Genomic DNA, 18,352 nt, shown 5'->3' with positions numbered 1-18,352 from the left:
AAAAACATCCCTCACATACATTATTGAGACAAGGTCGCCTCCTCTATTCCTGTCAATTCCATCCAACTGCTACTTCGGAAATTCGCTGTGCCAACCAGGCATCCAGCTGATGACCGGACTTGATGGCAATGATATGCATCTTCATCGGCCCCAGCAAAGCCAGGTCACCCACAATATCCAGAATCTTATGCCGGACAATCTCGTCGGGGAATCTCAGTTCGTTCACGTATCCTTCGTCCCCCACCACCACAGCCAGATCCAAACTTCCCCCCAGAGCCCTTCCCTGTCGCCGCATCTCTTCGACTTGATGAGCAAAGGCAAAGGTTCGGGCCGCAGCCAGCTGCTCCCGAAATACCTCCTCGGTAATTGCATAATCGGCGTACTGGGTACCGATTACGGGATGATCGGTAACAAAGGTAAAGGATATCCTGAACTCATCGGCAGGTAAGGCAACCATATACCGGCCCTTGTCGGAGACACTGACCGGCGATGATAAACCCCGATAGACTCGAGCCTGTGGCTGATCGACGACTCCCGCCTCTTGGATCAAGCGACAAAACAACTCGGCGCTGCCATCCCCGACGGGAACTTCACCGCCATCTAACTCGACAATAGCGTTGTCGACGCCCATCCCTGACAGACTAGCCAGAAGATGTTCCACCGTCATAACCTTGACGGTACCAATACCCAAAGTAGTGTTCAACCTGGTATCAACTACGTTCTCCAGCCTAGCCGGAATTTCGAGCCTCTCGGGCAAATCTACCCGCCGAAACACCACGCCAGAGTCGGGAGATGCCGGGTGAATTGACATCCGAATAGTTCGTCCAGTATGAAGCCCAAGGCCTTCATAACTGATGGATTTCGCCAGCGTCCGTTGTGACTGCAAATGCTACTCCCTCCCGCTCCTATCCATTAGAATCACTTTTTCTTGTTTTGTCTCATCATTCCTGCCCAAATCGAGACAAAAGTACCTTATCTAAAATCTTATCATACCACTCTCTCTAACAAAAAAGCCAGGGATCACTCCCTGGCCGCGACTAAGCTGCAATCAGTTTCTTGTATTTATCTCCAATCTCCGACTTCGGATCCACGAATATCGTTTCCGGTGAACCCTCCTCAACTACCCGGCCGCCATCCATGAGTACAATCCGGTCTGCCACCCGCAAAGCAAAGTCCACTTCGTGGGTCACGATGATTGACGTAGTTTGAGTGGTGTTCACCAAGTCCTCCATCACTTCTAGAACTTCTCGCACCAAAATCGGATCCAATGAAGCAGTGGGCTCATCCCAGAGAACCAGCTGGGGGTTGTTAACCAAGGCTCTGGCAATTCCAACCCGTTGTTGCTCTCCACCGGACATCTCATGGGGACGCTTATGGGCAGCGGAACTCAGCCCTACTCTGGCCAAGGCCCGCTCTGCCAAGGACTCAGCCTCACTGCGGTTGAGTCCATTTAGTACCGGTGCCAACATCACATTCTCCTTCACCGTCATCCGATTGATCAGGTTGAACTTCTGAAACACAAAGCCCACCTGTTGGCGATAGGCCAAGAGCTCTCTGTGGCTCATATCCAAAATCGACTGGCCGTTGAAAAGGATTTTCCCGGAATCAGGCTCCGTCAACCGATTGATACAACGGATAGACGTGGACTTTCCGCACCCGCTGGGACCCATAATCACCACTGTTTCGCCCTTGCGAACTTTGAGACTCATCCCATCAAGGGCTACTGTCTTGCCGTAGGTTTTCTTCAGATCATAGATTTCGATCACTGCTTCACCTCCATCCCAAAATCCCGCATAAGCTCCCTTAGAAGGTCTTCTTCCAGCCATTTAGCAGATTGAGCAAACCGGGACGACTCTCTGGAATAACGATATTACGCATGATCTGAACGTAGGTCAATCCCAGGGCCTCACCGGCCATCATTTCATCCTCATTGACGGGGCTGAATCGGTCGCACAAAATAGCAGCCAAGCCCCCCAAGATACCACCGAGGATCAGCATATGCCAAGGAGCTACATAGGGAATCTGCGCTCGGCTGGCCAGATAAATGGTAAATAACAGGATTGCCCCCAGGGCAACTCCGATGAATTTAACGGGACTAAATACTCGCTTCCACAGTGACCGACTGGTGATTCTCGACTCTAGCTGCTTCATCACACTCATCACCGTCGAGTAGTCCAAAATCAAGAAGAGAAGGGTAAAGAATATCGCCAACATCCCGGCGATAGTTGCCCTCACTTCGCTCAACACTCGAAATAGCTCAGCTCTTGCGTTGGGGTTAACAATCCCCACCGGCGAGGAGTATACCGACAGGTACTGGTTGTCCAGAACCTCCCGAATCACCCCTTGAGCCTCCTCGGCCGATACCGAGTCGCCATCCAGCAACAGCTGAATCTTTTCTCCGGGAATCACTTGTCCCTGGATATAGCTGTTGATCAGCTGAATCGACTGGCCAATCTCTTCGTCCCGCAGCTGAGGCAAGGACTCCTTGACCTGTTGAATCTGATCAATAATCAGCTGCACATCCACGGTTTCAACGTTTTTCAATTGTCCCGCTAGAGCAGCCAAAGTCTCCTGCATCGCTGCAATATCGAGATCCTGGAGATTACCGGCACTTTCCTCGGACTTATCTCCCACTAGGCCCCGCATCACCTGGCTGATCAGCATCGACAGAACCACATTACCCGCGCCGGCATCGGGACCACCATTGAGGCTTCGATTCAACTCCTCAATCTGGGTCTGCAATTCTTCCAGCTTCACCAGCGATTCCTGGAAGAGCTCCAGGGTCTCCTGCGCGTTCTCCACCGCCTCATCGGCCGTACCGGACAGACTGTCCAGCTGGGTCAACAGGGCGATACTTTCGTCAATGGCTCGAATTAGTCGATAGCGATCATTCTCCAAGATCACAGACCCGACCCGGGAACCTACCTTACCGGCTCGCACCCGGTAACCATTTAGCTCCCCTTGGCCCTCAACGTCACTGATATCACCCTGGATAATCAAGCCCTTGGCCTCGCTACCGGTAATAGAGGTAACCTCGATCACCAGCTGTTCTTCCCCAACGGGTTCTCCCTCCGCCAGATTATCCTCGGCGGTGAGGACCACTACCCGATTGCCGACATTCAGCGGCTCCAGACCCTCGATGGGGATGGTCACCTTAGTCGCGTAGTTTTCCAGAAACAGCTTCATCTCTGCCAAGGTCTTCACAAAGGCTTGATAGTTCTCGGTATCCTGCGACAGGGTGATGTTTTCGATTAGACTGGGAGCATACCTATTCTCCAGCTCCGCAATTACCACCGCACCGGTGGAAGCCACATCCTCTGTCTCCTGTCCCATGGGAAAACTAATCTCTAGTAGTTGATACTGCTGCAAGATGTTCTTGACCGCTTCATTTACTTCAGTAGACTTGTCCACAGACTCTAGAACAGCATACAAACTGCCTCCATCCCGAAAGACAAAGCTCACTCCCGGTACCGCCTCGATCTCCTCAATCAATCTTCCCCTGACCGCGGAGTGGGTGCCTTGCACGACGACCGTTGGCTCTATCATCAGGGTAAACCCTGACTGACCTGGGATGTCTCCGAAAATATTGTCCAGGTTCTCTAAGGTCTCTTTCGTTTTCTCTTCCTCCGGGATAGCGATAAAGACATTGACCTTACCCGCAATAGTCACTCCGTCACTCATCTTCATTCCCGGTAGTCGATTCTCTGCCAAGGCCTTCAGCTCTGTCATCGCCGCTTCCTTGGCATCTTCTCTAATGTGTAGAATAAGATCATATTCACCGAAATCACCGATCAAACCATTGATGGTATCGCCAAAATAGGCATCAACGGCCTTAGCAATTCCGGTAGACAGAATTGTTCCCGCCACGATACTAACGATCATTAAGACCACCAGATCTCGGCCAAAACCGTCACGAAACAGTGTCATCATTGCCTACTTCACCTCCCAGCATGGCAATTATAACATGACACTCTCGGTAAATATACAGATAATTCTTGCATCAATTGTTAGGTTATGGCCCGAGTTGTTCCCTTTGGTGGCCCTGGCAGAGTTTACATCCTCCCAAGACCAGGGAAGGGACGCACCCTAGCCACCGGAACACCGATGACTGGAACACGTCCCTTCCTATGTATGCTCTATTTATGCTTCATCGAAAAGCACCGAGCTTTAATCTCCTACCGGCTCGGCCTCTTCTTCAGTTTCAAGGATAAACTCGCCCGTTACGGGACCAAAAACCGTGACCTCATCGGTGGCCAAATCCACCACAACTCGATTCCCCTGCAGGCGGTTTCCCGACTCCGTCTCCATTCGCACATCGCCGGTAAAGACCATGATCTCCCGCTGCTGATCATAATCCATGGTTTCCGACCAGACCCGTCGATCCGCCTCTTCCACGTAAACCCTACCTTGAGCCTGTACCGTCTTCGCTGCATCGTTAATAGTTACCTTGTCCGCGGTAAGGTAGAGCTCTTGCGCCCCTCGCTCACCCTGGGCATCAACTTCCCACTGCATCAGGCGCACCTTTCCCTCGGCGATGTACAGATCGTCGTTAAACTGCACCGTCAACTTGTCGGTCCACAGATCAATTTCCGGGTCCGTGACCTTTACGTCCCGCTGCAGCACCGCGACCTGACTCTCCTGGGCATAGTCTACCTGCTTAGCCTCCAAGGTAGTGTTGTCCCGAATCAATTCGACGTAGCCAGAGGGAGGCTCAATATGCAGCTCATTGGTAGCCAAACTATAGGAAGTAGTCTTCGCCTCGGGATCGGATTCAAAGATCTTAATCAATACTCTATCCCGAGATTCCTGGGCCAAGCCCAGCCCGGAACCCGCCACACACAAGCATAACAGCCACAACCCTAAAACCCTTTTAACCCTGGGATTTCCTTTCCTTCTGATCATGTTCTCCACCGCCTATCAGCACTACGATCTCAGCTGGTCCCACCACTTCAATGATTTCCTCTTGCCCCCGATACACCGCCTTGTCACCAATCAGGGTAGAACCACGGTGATCGGAAATTACGACATTATCCGTTAACACCGACTCATCGCTGCCTAGCTCTGCCCACAAATGGTCGGCAGCAATGGCTACCGATGGGGTCTCAATGGTCACCCGGCCCCGAGACTCAAGGGTATTGGGGCTGGATCGCCACAGAAATCCGGGACCAACCACTACCTCATCCTTGGCCGTCAACAGCGTCACACCCTGTTCCAGCTCCAGCTCCTCGGTCTTCTCATACCACTTACCCCAGCCGGCATCGATCCGATACTGCAGCTTTCCGTCCTGTCCATAGAGTTTGCCGTCCACCAGATTAGAGAACACAATATGGGGAGTTTCTCCCCCGATCTGTTCCACCAGATCAAAGCGGAAATCATACTCCTTTACCCCTAACCGATGGCCCACAAGATGGACTGTGGAGAACTGGGCAGCCAGGTCACTGTCATCGATAATCTGAGGCTTCTCCATGGCCGGGGTATCGTCCTGCCTGACCTGCCGATACCATCCCAAACCCAGGATAACCAAGACAATCAAAGCCACCCCCCACCAGGGGTGCCGACGCAATCTCTTCACTGCCCAATCCTCCCTTCAGACTAGTTTCAAGCTAATCAGTGATGACATCCACCAATTCTTCGATGCCCTGGGCATCGAAGAGTAATTTGTCCTCTGCGGTCCCGGCCAACAGCTTGGTCCGTGGGAAGGCATTAAGGCTAAACTCCAGCCAAATCTCCTCCCGAACCGCGCTGTACCGCAGGGTCAGTTCCCGACAATGCAGATCCTTGGTCAAGGCAATGTCGTTGTAGGTTAAGGAATCCGTGGCCCCATCGTAGCTAATCAAGTGCTGCAGGGTCAAACCCCAGGGCAGCTGGGCGGTAGTGGCAGCATCCAGACGTTCCCACCGCTCCTCTAGCAGATCGTAGCCAGATCCAAACTGCACCTGCCACCCCGTCAAGGGGGCTGCCTTGGCTAAAGTGTAGAGATTGGTAACTTCCCCCAATTGCACATCGTAATTGGCCTGCAGATCCAACTGGAGCTTGTCACTGGGCCGATACCCCAGTTGACCAACGACATCTTCATATTTCCCAGCATAAAAATCATATCCCGTAGACAGGGAAGCGGCAACGGCCTTTTGCTGGTATTGGACTCTGCCGGTAAGCAGCTCCTTGTTGTCGATCTGATCCCGCACAAAGGGAGTCTCCCCCGCGATCACCCAATCATCGGTATAACCTAAGGTCAGGGTCCAGGGCTCGGAGGGCTTGTACCGCAGGGAACTTCGGGATCGGAGGCTTAGGCGGGACAGGTCCCCTTGGGTCTCTACCGCCGGTATCCCTCCAACCGGGCTTTCCTTGCTGAGATCCCTGTACCAATCCTGCTGCAAAGTGCTGCTTAAGGTGACCCGGGTTTGCGGGTTGAGATTCCACACCTTGTTGTTGATTCCCCCGGTAACCGTTGCCACCTGCCCGGCCTGGGTCGACCCGTTGGGATACACTTCAGAGTAGCGGCTATAGGATCCGGTAAAGAGCATTGGCAGGTAACCGTTAAACCAGCGCCAATTGCGGCTTCTCCAGAATAGGCGGGGAGCATCCTTGGCGGTGACCCATTTGACACTGCCGATCTCCGAACGCAGAAATTCTGGATTAAGTTTCTGCTCCAGGGCAACACCCACTTGGTACCGGGGTTGGGTCAAGGTGATTTCACCCAAGTAGCCTTCATATTGCTCTATTTCACTGGCCCCATCGGTGTATTCCCCCAGTCGACGCAGGTCCGCCCCCAGGCGAACCCCTAACCCCTGACCGAAGGAACGAGAATAACTGACCCGCCCCAACAGGTCCGACTCTCCCGTGTCATCGGCAAAGGCATTCCCTTCATAATCTAAGGTGGCACTCAACCGGGAGTCCGCTGCCTGCCGAGACAGAGCGAGATTGGCAAGAAAATCCGAGGAGTCTCCTGCAGTCAAGTTCCGGGTGACATACTCCACATCGCTGGCAAACTCCCAGGCTTGACCCAGTTGCAGTTGCTGAGTCCAACCCGCGGTGATGGACTGACCCCAATCACTACCTCCTAGATGATACAAAGAAATTTCACCGTACCCCTGCTCATCGTCTTGGTAGGTGTGATCCACTCCTTTTCCAATCCCCTTTTTCTGAAACCAATCCAGATGCACCTTACCATAGGCTTCGGGACCGCGGTAGTAGTTATAGGCCGTCTTGACATACCAGCCATCGGACTCATTCCGCCCTACCCGGGGAAACTCGAATACACTGGTACCTGCGGCGGTCTTTCTGATTGGGATCACCAAATAAGGCCAATAAAACAAAGGAATCTTGCCCTCATAGTAGACCACATGGCGAACTACGATGCGATCCCCGGGATAAATATCGATGGACTTGCTGGCCAAATGATAATGGGGATCCTCGAGATCACAGGTAGTGATGGTACCGTTATCGATATGCATCACCTGTGAGGTGTTGGTCACCCTTTGCCCCGTCAGATAGGCTAGACCCTGCATTCCTGTGCCGGTGACTTCCGTTCTCACATCGTCCATATAGCTGACCTGTGAAGTAAAGTCATAGGTCAAGGCCTGTCCCCTGACCACCCGATCCGGTTCAATAAGCTCAACATTGCCCACCAGATAAGCCATCCTGTTCTCACTGTCGTAGCGAGCACTGTCAGCCAGTAACACTAGGTCTTGATACTCTAGCTCTACACCCTCTTCGGCGTATACGTTTCCCGTTGTAATATCGAAAACCAGCTGCCCTTCCGCCTGCAAAGAGATCTTCTCCTGGGCAAAGCTGACAGCCGTCAAGATGGTTACCGCTAAGAAAAGGATAACAATCGTGATCATAGATTTTTCAAGGTTTCTCTGGAATCTATCCTGCTGCATGGGGGACCGCCTTTCCCTCCACCGATTGTATTTCCACTTGCATTACATCAACTTCCATGCAGCCCCAGTCAGTTCCTCTTGGGCAATTTTGCTCCCCTTGGTGGCTATCGCCTTTCCAGCCAAAGGATGGCTGCTGCCCCGACGCCTCCAAAGAGAATATTGCTCAGCCACGCCGCCGGGCCAGTGGCAAGGATCCCATTGGCTCCCATGGATCGAAAAATAGAAGTGGCAGCGTAATACAGAAATACGATTCCCAACCCCACCAAGACCGCAAAGAACCGACCGCCCCGACCACTGTGAAAGCCAAAGGGCACCGCCAATAGGACAAATATCAAGCTGGCCCCGGGCAGCGCCAACTTAAGATGATAATCAACGACAAAGGAGTCCACTTTGATTCCACTGGCTTCGAAGACGGCGATGTGTTCCCGCAATTCCCTACGATTCATTTCTTCAGTGGTTTTTTGTTTGCCAAGGTAGGCTTCGGCGGGTTCTTCGGTGACAATATCCAAGGTGGCAAAAACCACTTCCCGTCGCAAATATCCCTGGGAGTCAAATTCCCGCTGAATGCCATTTTGCAGGTGCCAAAGGTTGTCGCGAAACTCTCCGGTCCTGGCGGTGATTAAAGTGGGAAAATCCGACTCGGGATTGGGAACGTAGATCATCACCTCTGACAGCAGGTTGCGGTCGCGATCAACGCGATTGATATAGAAAAAGCGATTATCAGGATCCTTAAAGAACACCTTTTCCTCAATCACCGGCAGCCCATCCTGCAAGACCAACCGGCGAAGGATATTGGCCTCCCGATGATTGGTATAGGGTACCAGATGCTCGTTGGCCGCCAGGGTGATCCCACTAACCGCCAAGCCAATCACCAGGTAGGGAAGGGCAAAGCGAGCCAACCGATGGCCGGCACAGAGCATCACCGTCAGCTCATTATCCTTAACAAATCGACCCAGACTGAGAAAGGTAGCAAAGAGTACACCAATGGGTAGGGTTAATGTCAGGACCGCAGGGATGCGGTATCCCAACAACTGTAACACAACAGCAAAGGGCACCCGCTTGACAAACACCAAATCTGACAGCTCAAACAAATATCCACTGATGAGTAAAATGGTAATGCCGCCCACACAGGCAACAAAGGGACCCAAAAACTCCTTGACGGCGTATTTGTCCAGCAGCTTTATCCCCATAACTCCTCCCCCGTAGCGGCTGATGCTTCTACCACCAATGAGAAAGGCAACTGCAGACCGCCTACAGTTGCCAACCTATCCCCTGATCTACCTTGGCTATAGATTCCATCCTATGCCAATCCAATGGGTGATTCCAGCATCAAGGACAAGGGCCCAATCGACTAACCAATTGTCCTGATGCCAGCCCAATCCCGCTGTCCAGCTTTCCCAGCCCCGGCTAAGGCCTCGATAGGTACCCAATCGAGTTGCCATCGCCTCAGTCAAGCGATACTCTACTCCAACCTTGAGCCCCACTTCCGGTCCCGTTAAATCCGCTAGCTCCAGGGCCAGTGTTAAGTCTGGGACAGCAGTGGTGCTAACACCGAGGCTGGCCTGGGGTCTGGCAATAGCCAACCCATCGGACAATGTAGAATAGACTCGGTTAATCGCTGCCCCCACCACCACCTCTGCACCAGGAGCGAATTGAACACCGAAATCCACAACCGCTCCAGCGTCACCGGTACCGTCAGCTGTTTTGTAATCGACCCAACCGATGGTACCGCCGAAGGACCAGACGTGATGGGAAATCGCCAAGGTATACTGAATCTGATCTATGCCCTCCCCAGGGTTCCAGCGACTGCGGCGCCAACCTAAGGCTCCGGCTCCTAGGCCGTTGTCTGGCTGAAAATACAGCCCCGACCGTCTCCTGACCCCTCCGTCGGCCACCATAGCCGATAAGCCCACACTTAATTGGGGATGGGCAATCATTCCGGCGGGGTTACTCCACAGCGCCTCAATCCCAGGCAAGGCCACTGCCGCATCTGCCATGCCAGCCACCCGAGCGGATATCATGCCGGCAGCTACCGCTGGATGGGCCCCTTGCCACCATGCTAGAAGCAAGGGCACCATCACCAGGGACCGGCACCACAACCGCAACCGGCTCCAACTCAGTCTTCTCGCCCCCTAACGGACAACTCCCGAAGGGCACGCTGGAGTTAGCAGAAGTTACCTCTAGAGTTGAGCACTGAGCTGCAAACCGACACCCAGGGAATCCATGTCATTGATCATGACCCTGACCTTCAGGCCATAGCTGAAGGCGAAGTCGGCACCGATATTGAGGTCGGAACCATCCCACTCGGCCATCAAAGTCGTTACCGGGATTCTCATTCCCTGTCCGGAAGTGGTAACCGTCACGGGATTGAGTACCTTCTCAGCCCCGATGAACAGGCCGTCGACCCTTCCGCTACCGATACCCAGGTGTCCCCGAATGCCCAAGCCCGGCAAACTCTTGCTGGCCACCATGTAATAGGTGGTATCCTCAACGCCGCTGAGACCCAGGGCCAGGGCCGGTAGGTCCGCAGTCTCTTCGATCAGAACACCCTTGACGTTAATGGACAACTCACTGTCGCCGCCTAGGTTGTGCACTCCGATGCCGGCCTCCAAGGTGTCCAAGACGCCGTAGCTGGCGACTAAGGATGTTCGACTCTTCAAATGATGCATCGCCAAATCTAAGCGACCGGGAACGTTGACATCCGCGGTGGGGACATTAATTAACCCCGTTGGTCCCCACGTGGTCGTTGCCGCCGAGCCCAGGCCGACAAGGCCAAACCAGACGGTGGCCACCAATAATGCAGTCACAATTAAGTATTTACCCTTCATGATTTTCCTCCCTATACTCGTTGAGTTCAGGATTTTGCCTACGAAAAGATCGTTAAGCTATACAGGAATTGGCGAGGGGCAGGAGCTTTTCATGAGTTCTGCGTTTGGCTTGTCTTTTCCTGTTGCCTAAACTGGCAGTTGTATCCAATTCGACTTTGGTCCTAGTCCCATTGGCCAGCCAGCTGCGTCTTGAGGGCTTCTAACTCCTTCTCTAGCGCTCTAACCCGTTTGATTAAATCGGGAACTCGCCGCTGGGCAGCGATGGCCCGCATCGATTCGCCATGGTCACGGGCCGGCGAGCCGGAAACGAATTGACGAGGCGGCACACTACCAATAACCAAAGACCGAGCGGCAACTACAGTATCGTCGCCAACCTGCAAGTGCCCGGCAATTCCCGCTTGCCCCGCCACGGTGACACGGTTGCCGATGGGCGCGCTGCCTGCGATTCCAACCATGGCCACGATGAGACAGTCCTCTCCCACAACTACGTTGTGACCCAGCTGCACCAGATTATCGATCTTTGTTCCCCGACCAACGACGGTTCGACCACAGGTGGCTCGGTCAATGGTAACATTGGCTCCAATTTCCACATCGTCTTCAATAATCACCTTGCCAATATGAGGTACCTTGTGATGCTTGCCTTTGACGGTGACAAAGCCAAAGCCGTCGCCCCCTAAAACCGCCCCGGGTTGAATGATCACGTTGGCACCGATTTCTACATACTCCCGGATCACTACGTTGGGATAGATAATTGTATTGTCACCGATGACTGACCCTTGTCCAATATAGGTGCCGGGGTAAACAATCACATTGTCACCAATGGTGGCATCGGCTTCAATGACCACATGGGCTCCGATGGAACAACCCTCACCGAGCTGGACTCCCTCACCGATAACGGCACTGGGATGAACCCCCAGTTCCACAGACAACACCGGGGCAAAATGCTCCAAGAGGGTCGCAAAGGCTAACCGGGGGTTTTCCGTGCGAATCACCGGCTTGTCTAACTCCTCAAGGGCAATATCTTGACCCACGATCAAGGCCTTGGCTGCACTATCCAGCGCCTGAGGTAGGTGCTTGGTTGAATCGACAAAACTGATATCATTGAGGGTGGCATCCTCCAGGGAAGCTATCCCTTGAATCGGCAAATCTCCCGGACCGTGAACTTCTCCGCCCACCAACTCCGCCAGTTCTGCAAGCGTATACATGTCCTTCACCCTTTCCTTCAAAAAAAAGAACCGGAACAGCTCCGGTTCCCTAACTAATCTAGTCCAACTCTTCGATAATAGAATCCGTGATATCTACCCCTCCGTACCGGACACTTTCTCGATACAGTACCAGATCTAGGTTTCGCTTATCGACTACTTTTTTCAGAGCTTCGTTGATTTCGTTCTCTAGTTTTCCTTCCAATTCCTGCTTCAAGGTTAGGTACTCGCTGTAGATTTCCTTCTGTTTTTGTTGGGCTTCCTCCTCATCAAGATCCGCCGTTTCCTCCTCGAGACGGGTCTCGAGCTCCTCAAGCTTATCCACCAACTGCTGCTGATAGGCTTGAGCCTTCGAGCTCTTGGCCACTATCTTGGAGATGTCAATCACACCGACGTCAGCAGTGGTATTGCCAGCCCTGCAGCCACCGATAATCAGCAAAGCGACTGCTGCGATGATTAGTAACCCCCAACGTAACCAAGCCTTTGACTGCACCATAGTTTCCCTCCCAACAAGTAGCTACACTAAGTGATAAAAACCAAGGGTGAAGCCTACGCCTCACCCTTAGTCTAACCAAATTTTCCCTGATTATTTACATCGAACCAAATGCCACTTGTTGCTAACTATGGGGCCAACTCAAGCCTAAAGCAGGTTTACTTGTACTTCGGCAGCCAGTCACCGTGGGCCTCGATGAGGTCATCAACGAGGTTGTAGATCTGGTCAATGGTCAGCTCCGAGGAAGTGTGGGGATCGAGCATTGCCGCATGGTAGATGTATTCCTTCTTCCCAGTCAAGGCCGCCTCAATGGTCAACAACTGAACATTGATGTTGGTCATATTCAAAGCCGCTAACTGGGGTGGCAGCGCCCCTACGTAACAGGGAGTGACGCCACTGGCGTCCACCAGACAGGGCACTTCTACACAGGCCTCCTCGGGCAGATTGGTGATCAAGCCGGTGTTCATCACGTTGCCGCCGATCTTGTAAGGCTTGTCGGTTTCCATCGCTTCCATGATATAGGAGGCATACTCATGGGACCGCCGATGCTCGATGTCTTTGTTCTCCACCAGCTGCTCTCTCATTTTCTCCCAGCCGGCAATCTGCGCCACGCACCGTCGAGGATACTCATCGAGGGGAATGTTAAACTGCTCGATTAACTCCGGGTACTGGCTCTTGATGAAGTAGGGCATGTACTCAGCATTGTGCTCACTGGATTCGGTGACATAGTAACCAAAGCGCTTCATGATTTCATAGCGGACCATGTCATTATGGGGAGTCTCCCGCTCTAGGGCCCGACGCTTAATCTCCGGATACAAGTCTACCCCATCCCGGGTAATCTCTAACAACCAGGCCATATGGTTGATTCCGGCAATTTTCCATTGGATATTGTCGGTCTCCATCCCCAGTCCCTCTAGCAGGTGGGTGGCACAGACCTGAACGCTGTGGCACAAACCTACCGTCTTAATATCCGTCGCTCGGAGCATAGCGCCGGTAAGGATAGCCATGGGATTAGTGTAATTCAAGAACCACGAGTCGGGGCAGACTTCTTCCATGTCCCGGGCAAAATCCAGCATCACTGGAATTGTCCTCAATGCCCGGAAGATCCCACCGATCCCCAAGGTGTCACCAATGGTCTGCCGCAGTCCATACTTTTTGGGAACCTCAAAGTCAATAACGGTACAGGGTTCATATCCTCCGATTTGAACGGCGTTAACTACATAATCTGCTCCCTCTAAGGCCTTTTTCCGATCGGTATAGGCCACGATGGTCGCATGATTACCATTGTTGGCATTGATGTTTTGCAGCATTCTTTCGGAATCCTTCAGCCGCTGCAAATCGATATCATACAGAGCGATGTGAGAGTCCCGTAGTGCTGGGGTCAGCATACAGTCCCCCAAGACGCTCTTGGCAAAAACTGTGCTACCGGCCCCCAAGAAGGTGATTTTAGGCATGCTAATCCTCCCAACAATTAGTGAGATATATAACAGATTCTCTGTCCCTTTGCCTTTCCCCTTGCCCTCGGGGGTTCGCGGACAACTTTCTCACCGCATCTTGAGGCAAGCTGGCCAGAGCACCTTTTCCTCCCTCAAAACATACACTGACAGGAACCCATCAGGAAGGAGGAGTGTGTATGGAGCATGAACAACGGCGGTCCGTGAGGCTACGACAGGCAAGAATCCTGGAACCGATGGTGGATATCCTCTACCCGGAAGTAGTTGGTGGTACCAACAGTCTGGCTCAACAGAGGATGAACCGATCCATACAACGCTTGGTTTATAAGATGATCAAGGAACAAAGGGCGGCTTGGGCTCCCGGAGTAGTTCCTAAGATCACCGGAGACTACACCGTCGAACTCAATCAGCAAGGCCTGTTAAGCATCGTCTTTACCAATTTTGGATTTCCGCCTCAGGCAGCCCATCCGATGACCTTTCAACGCTCCCTCACCTTCGAAACAATCACTGGATATAAGTATGAGCTGGCGGATCTTTTCCGACCGGGATTCGACTATGTAGCGGAGTTGTCGGCCATTATCGCAGCGGAAATTGAAGCCCGAGATATTCCACTCTTGAAGCCCTTTGAGCAAATCTCTCCAGACCAGGATTTCTATTTGACCCCAAGGGACTTGGTGATTTATTTCCAACTCTATGAGATTGCTCCCTATTCAGCAGGTATCCTGGAGTTCCCCATCCCCTATGAAGATCTCGACATGAATCTCTGTACCCTTGGACCAATTCCTCGCCTTTTGATGGGCTAAAAACCACCTGAAGTTCCGCTGCTGGACATAGAATCCTCTCGCCAGCAGGGAACTTCAGGACGTAAACAAGAGCTTTATCGCATTGCATCAATCACACTGTCAGTTACGTCAATCAGGTCCTCGGAAAACTCACTGTCGGTCAAAACCACCTGCAGCCTTTGCCTCTGGGCAACTTGGGTTGCAGCGGCCTGAATGTCTCCGTGGATTGTCTCTAACAAACGCTGGGCCTTGGTCTGCAATTCCCCTTCGATGAAGCTTTGCATCTGCCGACTCTGCTCCGACACCAGGCCCTGCTGGATCAGGGTGTCCAGTAAGGGGCCTTGCATCCGCGCCAAAGTTTCCTCGCGGGTGGTCAATGCAGCGACCATGCTTTCCTCCTTAGCACGCAGGTAGCGATCTAGCTCCTGTTGCGCCAGAGCTTCAGCCTCTTTAATCTGTGCCTCTAGCCTGTTGTTGGCCTCGTCTTCCAGGGACTTGAGATCCCTTTCCATCTGCTGGGCCAGCTCCGCGATCCTATCCTCCAACAGAGCGGTGTAGGCCCCGCTCAATTCCTGGAGTCTATCCTGCATCTCATCCTGAAGTTCTTCCAGCTGCGCTGTCTTTTCCAATCGCTCCTGGGAGGTTAGGCTGTTTTGCAGCAGCAGTTCCACCTGGAGGTTGAGGATCTCCCGCTGGTAAGACTTCCGGACCAGCTCTGCCTCAGCGTTAAGCTCTGCTTCGATGGCAGTGGCTAACTCCTCTTGCTTCTGGGCAAAGAGCTGCCGATGATTCTCCTGGGTCTGCTCCCAGCTGGTTAGCGCCTCTTGCTGCAGCCTCTCTAGCTCTTGCGCCAACTGGGCTTCAATCTTCTCTTGGCGCTGGGCAATCTGCCGATGATTCTCCTCCTGCAGGGTCGATACTCCAGAGCCATACAGGGTCGCCACCCACTCCTGATAGGCCTGGGGGTCTGAGGTCGCCAGAACCTGCCCGACATAGCGATCCCAACGCTGTTCTTCCTCTTGGATCTGCTTCTGCAGCTCCACCAGCTCTGAATAGAGGGGGTGTTGCGTCATCGCCCGCTCCATATCCACATATCCCAGGGAAGCAGCTGCCCCGATCCCGAGTTCGATACAGATCACTGCTGCGACTGTGAGGGCAGCGCCCAAAATCAGGAATGAAATCACGGCAAAGCTCCGATAAGTTCTTGGCATCTTCCTCACTCCCCCCCTATCCGGCCCTGGCACTTCACTTACCAAGCTCTTCCAGTACCTCATCGGTCAGATCAACTCCGCCGTACAAAACCAACTGACTGGCATTGTCGATGACCATATCCACCCGGCGAGCGCTTGCCACCTCTTTAATGACAGTCTTAACCTGCTGAATCTTTGGTTCCACCAACTGGGTCTTGTACTCGTCCAGGCGCCGTTGATACTCTTCCTTTAGTTCATCCACCTTAGGGACTCGCTCCTCCACGGGTAGCTCGGCGGTCTCGGCAATGGCTTGATCCAGTTCCGACTGCAGCCTCTCGGCTTCCTCCTCCAAGGATTTCTGTACCCTGGCAACGACAAATTCCTCCATTATCCGTTGGGAATCTACCACCCCAACCACATCACCGGACAGCATCGTGATCGCCGCGAGCAGTCCCAGAGCTGCTACCACCAGTGCCACCCCGTACAACCAGGTACGCTGCATCACTTATCCCTCCTTAGGTGGGTTATCTTCTCAAATTAGCATGCACAATTATACCAACGGAGGCTACCCTGGGACAATGACAGGAACCTACCACCTGAAGCACTTTTCGGCTCGAAAGGCAGAAAAAGGGCTGTTCCTCCCAGGAAAGGAAAGAACAGCCCAATGCTTACATTTACATTCTAGAACATTTGACCGATGCTGAAGTAGAAGTTGCCGCCGTCATCGCCAAAACCATAGTCAAATCGCAGTACCCCTAAGGGGGTGTCAATGCGCAATCCGGCACCATATCCTACGTTCAGATCCTTCATACTGATGGATTCTCCTGAATCCCAAGCATTACCGATGTCGGCAAAGAGTACACCATGGAAGGCGTCCTTAATCTGGAACCGGTACTCACTGTTCAGCACCAGCTTCCGGTCTCCCTCAAACTCCCCATATTTGTATCCTCGCAGGGACTCAGACCCACCCACACGGTAACGTTCTGGGTCTGGAATATTGTCACCAGTCAAGACACCACCGGAGAGCCGGAAGGCCAGGGTCTGGTTTCGCCGTCCCAGAGGGAAGTACTTGCTGTAATCCGCCTGGTAGTCACTAAACTGACTGTCTCCTCCCAATAGGCCACCGGCAAATTCTGCGGACAAGCGCAGCTTGTTACCGGTAGTCGGGAAGAAGGGGTGGTTCGAGGTATCGGTTACCGTGGTCAGACGCAAACTCCTAGTGGTGTATTCGCCCTCCCAGTCCGATACTTTCTCCATCTTGGGCACCAAGTATCCCCGAGTGTTTGGCGTCAACCGACGGCCCAAGGTGACACTGGCCCCGGTAGACTTGGCTTCATAGATTCCTATCTCTGGATTTTGGTGCTTGTACTCTCGTGTGGTTCGATAGATATTGGCACCGATGGAGTTTCTCCCATCTTCGCCCAGGTAGGGCTCATAGAAACCAATATCGTAGGAAGTGCGATTCTTCCCGAACTCCCAGCGGAAGTTGACCCGTTGGCCATTTCCTCGGAAGTTTTCATCGGCAACATCTACATATCCGATCAGCCCTTCATGGGAGCTGTAGCCCACACCACCGGTGAACACCGCGGTCTTGCGTTCCGCCACTCGAATATGCAGAATCACCTCATCGTCCTTTTCACCGGGCAAGATCTCTCGACTGATTTCATCAAAGTATCCTAGCATCAGAACCCGATGCAGACCCTGGTTGATGGTGTTGAGATTGAGAACATCGCCGGGCTTAATCCCCAATTCCCTGGTAATGACATGGTCATTGGTCTTCTCGTTACCAGAGATCTTGATTTCCGACACAATCTGGGCTTCGAGAACGATATTTACCTCTCCCGTCTCCGGGGAGACACTGGCATCACTCACTCGAACGGGAATGCCATAATCGGTCATCGCCTTCTCAGGAATCACTTGATTCAGGTCATCCCGCAGGCCATTGACGTTGAGAACTTTACCGGGCTGAGTGTACAGGGCACCAAGGAATTCTTCCACCGGCAAAGCAGTGGTCTCGATGGTTACCCGTTCCACCACGGGGTTTTCCACCACTTTGAAAATCAAGTGCACACCGCCGGGAACAAAGCTGACCTCCGCGGGCTGCACACTCCAAAAATACCCGGAGTCAAACAACGCCTTGCGGTCGGCTTCCACCGCCTCTTCATCCAGGGGTTCGCCCAGCTTCGTTGCGGTAATATACTGCATCAACTCGACATCATCCAGCTGCTGGTTGCCTTGAAAGACAATGGCCTTGACGATGGGTTCCGCAGCATACACAGTACCAGATAAGGTAAGAGAAAAAACAAGTAATAATGAGAGCAAAGTTCCGACAAGCAACGCCGGTCGTACTGTAATCGTCACCATAAAACCTCCCTGCTTCCCCGTTAGCAAAGTTGTCCAAGCTCAGCTTCCTTAAGACTCAATTCGATCTCCTAGAGGCACTTCCCTGCTGTCTGTTGTCATGTAGTTGGTGTAAATAACCATACATCTTGACAGTACTGGCAGAGATCTCCACTGAAA

16 protein-coding genes are annotated in these 18,352 nt (G+C 52.8%); 1 reads left to right on the top strand and 15 read right to left on the bottom strand.

Features of this window, described 5'->3' with window-relative positions; genetic code table 11:
- Positions 1-52: 52 nt before the first annotated feature.
- The 12 genes from lpxC to GX030_01160 form a co-directional block, all read right to left on the bottom strand.
- On the bottom strand, positions 53-886 hold the full coding sequence (gene lpxC, locus GX030_01215; protein ID NLV90998.1) for a UDP-3-O-[3-hydroxymyristoyl] N-acetylglucosamine deacetylase: 834 nt from the start codon (positions 884-886) through the stop codon (positions 53-55).
- A 151-nt stretch (positions 887-1,037) separates the two neighbouring features.
- Positions 1,038-1,766, bottom strand: coding sequence for an amino acid ABC transporter ATP-binding protein (locus GX030_01210; GenBank protein ID NLV90997.1), 729 nt, complete (start codon positions 1,764-1,766; stop codon positions 1,038-1,040).
- A 37-nt stretch (positions 1,767-1,803) separates the two neighbouring features.
- The gene (locus GX030_01205; GenBank protein NLV90996.1) at positions 1,804-3,930 is read right to left on the bottom strand and encodes a hypothetical protein; all 2,127 of its coding nucleotides are present in this window, start codon (positions 3,928-3,930) and stop codon (positions 1,804-1,806) included.
- A 237-nt stretch (positions 3,931-4,167) separates the two neighbouring features.
- Positions 4,168-4,902, bottom strand: a complete 735-nt coding sequence (locus GX030_01200; protein NLV90995.1) for a hypothetical protein — start codon at positions 4,900-4,902, stop codon at positions 4,168-4,170.
- Positions 4,871-5,572 (bottom strand): hypothetical protein, encoded by a 702-nt coding sequence (locus GX030_01195; GenBank protein NLV90994.1) that lies wholly within the window; start codon positions 5,570-5,572, stop codon positions 4,871-4,873. Before GX030_01195 ends, GX030_01200 begins: the two co-directional genes overlap by 32 nt.
- A 31-nt stretch (positions 5,573-5,603) precedes the next feature.
- Entirely contained in the window at positions 5,604-7,883 is a 2,280-nt protein-coding gene (locus tag GX030_01190) for an LPS-assembly protein LptD (protein NLV90993.1), read from the bottom strand.
- Positions 7,884-7,987: 104 nt separating this feature from the next.
- Complete coding sequence (locus tag GX030_01185; GenBank protein ID NLV90992.1) at positions 7,988-9,073, bottom strand: YjgP/YjgQ family permease; 1,086 nt, start codon at positions 9,071-9,073, stop codon at positions 7,988-7,990.
- A 96-nt stretch (positions 9,074-9,169) separates the two neighbouring features.
- Positions 9,170-9,952 carry a hypothetical protein gene (locus GX030_01180; GenBank protein ID NLV90991.1) on the bottom strand — a complete coding sequence of 261 codons (783 nt, stop codon included), beginning with the start codon at positions 9,950-9,952 and terminating at the stop codon, positions 9,170-9,172.
- A gap of 111 nt (positions 9,953-10,063) precedes the next feature.
- On the bottom strand, positions 10,064-10,711 hold the full coding sequence (locus tag GX030_01175; GenBank protein NLV90990.1) for a YjbH domain-containing protein: 648 nt from the start codon (positions 10,709-10,711) through the stop codon (positions 10,064-10,066).
- A 161-nt stretch (positions 10,712-10,872) separates the two neighbouring features.
- The gene (gene lpxD / locus GX030_01170) at positions 10,873-11,916 is read right to left on the bottom strand and encodes a UDP-3-O-(3-hydroxymyristoyl)glucosamine N-acyltransferase (GenBank protein ID NLV90989.1); all 1,044 of its coding nucleotides are present in this window, start codon (positions 11,914-11,916) and stop codon (positions 10,873-10,875) included.
- 58 nt (positions 11,917-11,974) lie between these two features.
- On the bottom strand, positions 11,975-12,409 hold the full coding sequence (locus tag GX030_01165; GenBank protein NLV90988.1) for an OmpH family outer membrane protein: 435 nt from the start codon (positions 12,407-12,409) through the stop codon (positions 11,975-11,977).
- Between the two features lie 155 nt (positions 12,410-12,564).
- Complete coding sequence (locus GX030_01160) at positions 12,565-13,860, bottom strand: alpha-glucosidase/alpha-galactosidase (protein ID NLV90987.1); 1,296 nt, start codon at positions 13,858-13,860, stop codon at positions 12,565-12,567.
- 179 nt (positions 13,861-14,039) lie between these two features.
- Between GX030_01160 and GX030_01155 the strand changes: the two genes are divergently transcribed.
- A complete protein-coding gene (locus GX030_01155) occupies positions 14,040-14,663 on the top strand; it encodes a DUF3298 and DUF4163 domain-containing protein (protein ID NLV90986.1) in 624 nt (207 codons plus the stop codon).
- A 74-nt stretch (positions 14,664-14,737) separates the two neighbouring features.
- Here the strand turns inward: GX030_01155 and GX030_01150 are convergent, their stop codons facing one another.
- The 3 genes from GX030_01150 to GX030_01140 form a co-directional block, all read right to left on the bottom strand.
- Positions 14,738-15,853, bottom strand: coding sequence for a hypothetical protein (locus tag GX030_01150; protein ID NLV90985.1), 1,116 nt, complete (start codon positions 15,851-15,853; stop codon positions 14,738-14,740).
- A gap of 34 nt (positions 15,854-15,887) precedes the next feature.
- Positions 15,888-16,334, bottom strand: coding sequence for an OmpH family outer membrane protein (locus GX030_01145; GenBank protein NLV90984.1), 447 nt, complete (start codon positions 16,332-16,334; stop codon positions 15,888-15,890).
- Positions 16,335-16,513: 179 nt separating this feature from the next.
- On the bottom strand, positions 16,514-18,193 hold the full coding sequence (locus tag GX030_01140) for a BamA/TamA family outer membrane protein (GenBank protein NLV90983.1): 1,680 nt from the start codon (positions 18,191-18,193) through the stop codon (positions 16,514-16,516).
- Between the last annotated feature and the right edge of the window lie 159 nt (positions 18,194-18,352).

This window comes from Bacillota bacterium (assembly GCA_012727955.1).
Classification (GTDB): domain Bacteria; phylum Bacillota; class Limnochordia; order DTU087; family JAAYGB01; genus JAAYGB01.
Note: the sequence above shows the minus strand (reverse complement) of the source record. Positions and strands in the feature narration are given on the sequence as shown.

Coding starts and splice junctions, on each gene's coding strand:
- GX030_01205 (NLV90996.1), bottom strand. CDS start 3,930: ATGATGACACTGTTTCGTGACGGTTTTGGCCGAGATCTGGTGGTCTTA.
- GX030_01200 (NLV90995.1), bottom strand. CDS start 4,902: ATGATCAGAAGGAAAGGAAATCCCAGGGTTAAAAGGGTTTTAGGGTTG.
- GX030_01190 (NLV90993.1), bottom strand. CDS start 7,883: ATGCAGCAGGATAGATTCCAGAGAAACCTTGAAAAATCTATGATCACG.
- GX030_01185 (NLV90992.1), bottom strand. CDS start 9,073: ATGGGGATAAAGCTGCTGGACAAATACGCCGTCAAGGAGTTTTTGGGT.
- GX030_01175 (NLV90990.1), bottom strand. CDS start 10,711: ATGAAGGGTAAATACTTAATTGTGACTGCATTATTGGTGGCCACCGTC.
- lpxD (NLV90989.1), bottom strand. CDS start 11,916: ATGTATACGCTTGCAGAACTGGCGGAGTTGGTGGGCGGAGAAGTTCAC.
- GX030_01165 (NLV90988.1), bottom strand. CDS start 12,409: ATGGTGCAGTCAAAGGCTTGGTTACGTTGGGGGTTACTAATCATCGCA.
- GX030_01160 (NLV90987.1), bottom strand. CDS start 13,860: ATGCCTAAAATCACCTTCTTGGGGGCCGGTAGCACAGTTTTTGCCAAG.
- GX030_01155 (NLV90986.1), top strand. CDS start 14,040: ATGGAGCATGAACAACGGCGGTCCGTGAGGCTACGACAGGCAAGAATC.
- GX030_01150 (NLV90985.1), bottom strand. CDS start 15,853: ATGCCAAGAACTTATCGGAGCTTTGCCGTGATTTCATTCCTGATTTTG.
- GX030_01145 (NLV90984.1), bottom strand. CDS start 16,334: ATGCAGCGTACCTGGTTGTACGGGGTGGCACTGGTGGTAGCAGCTCTG.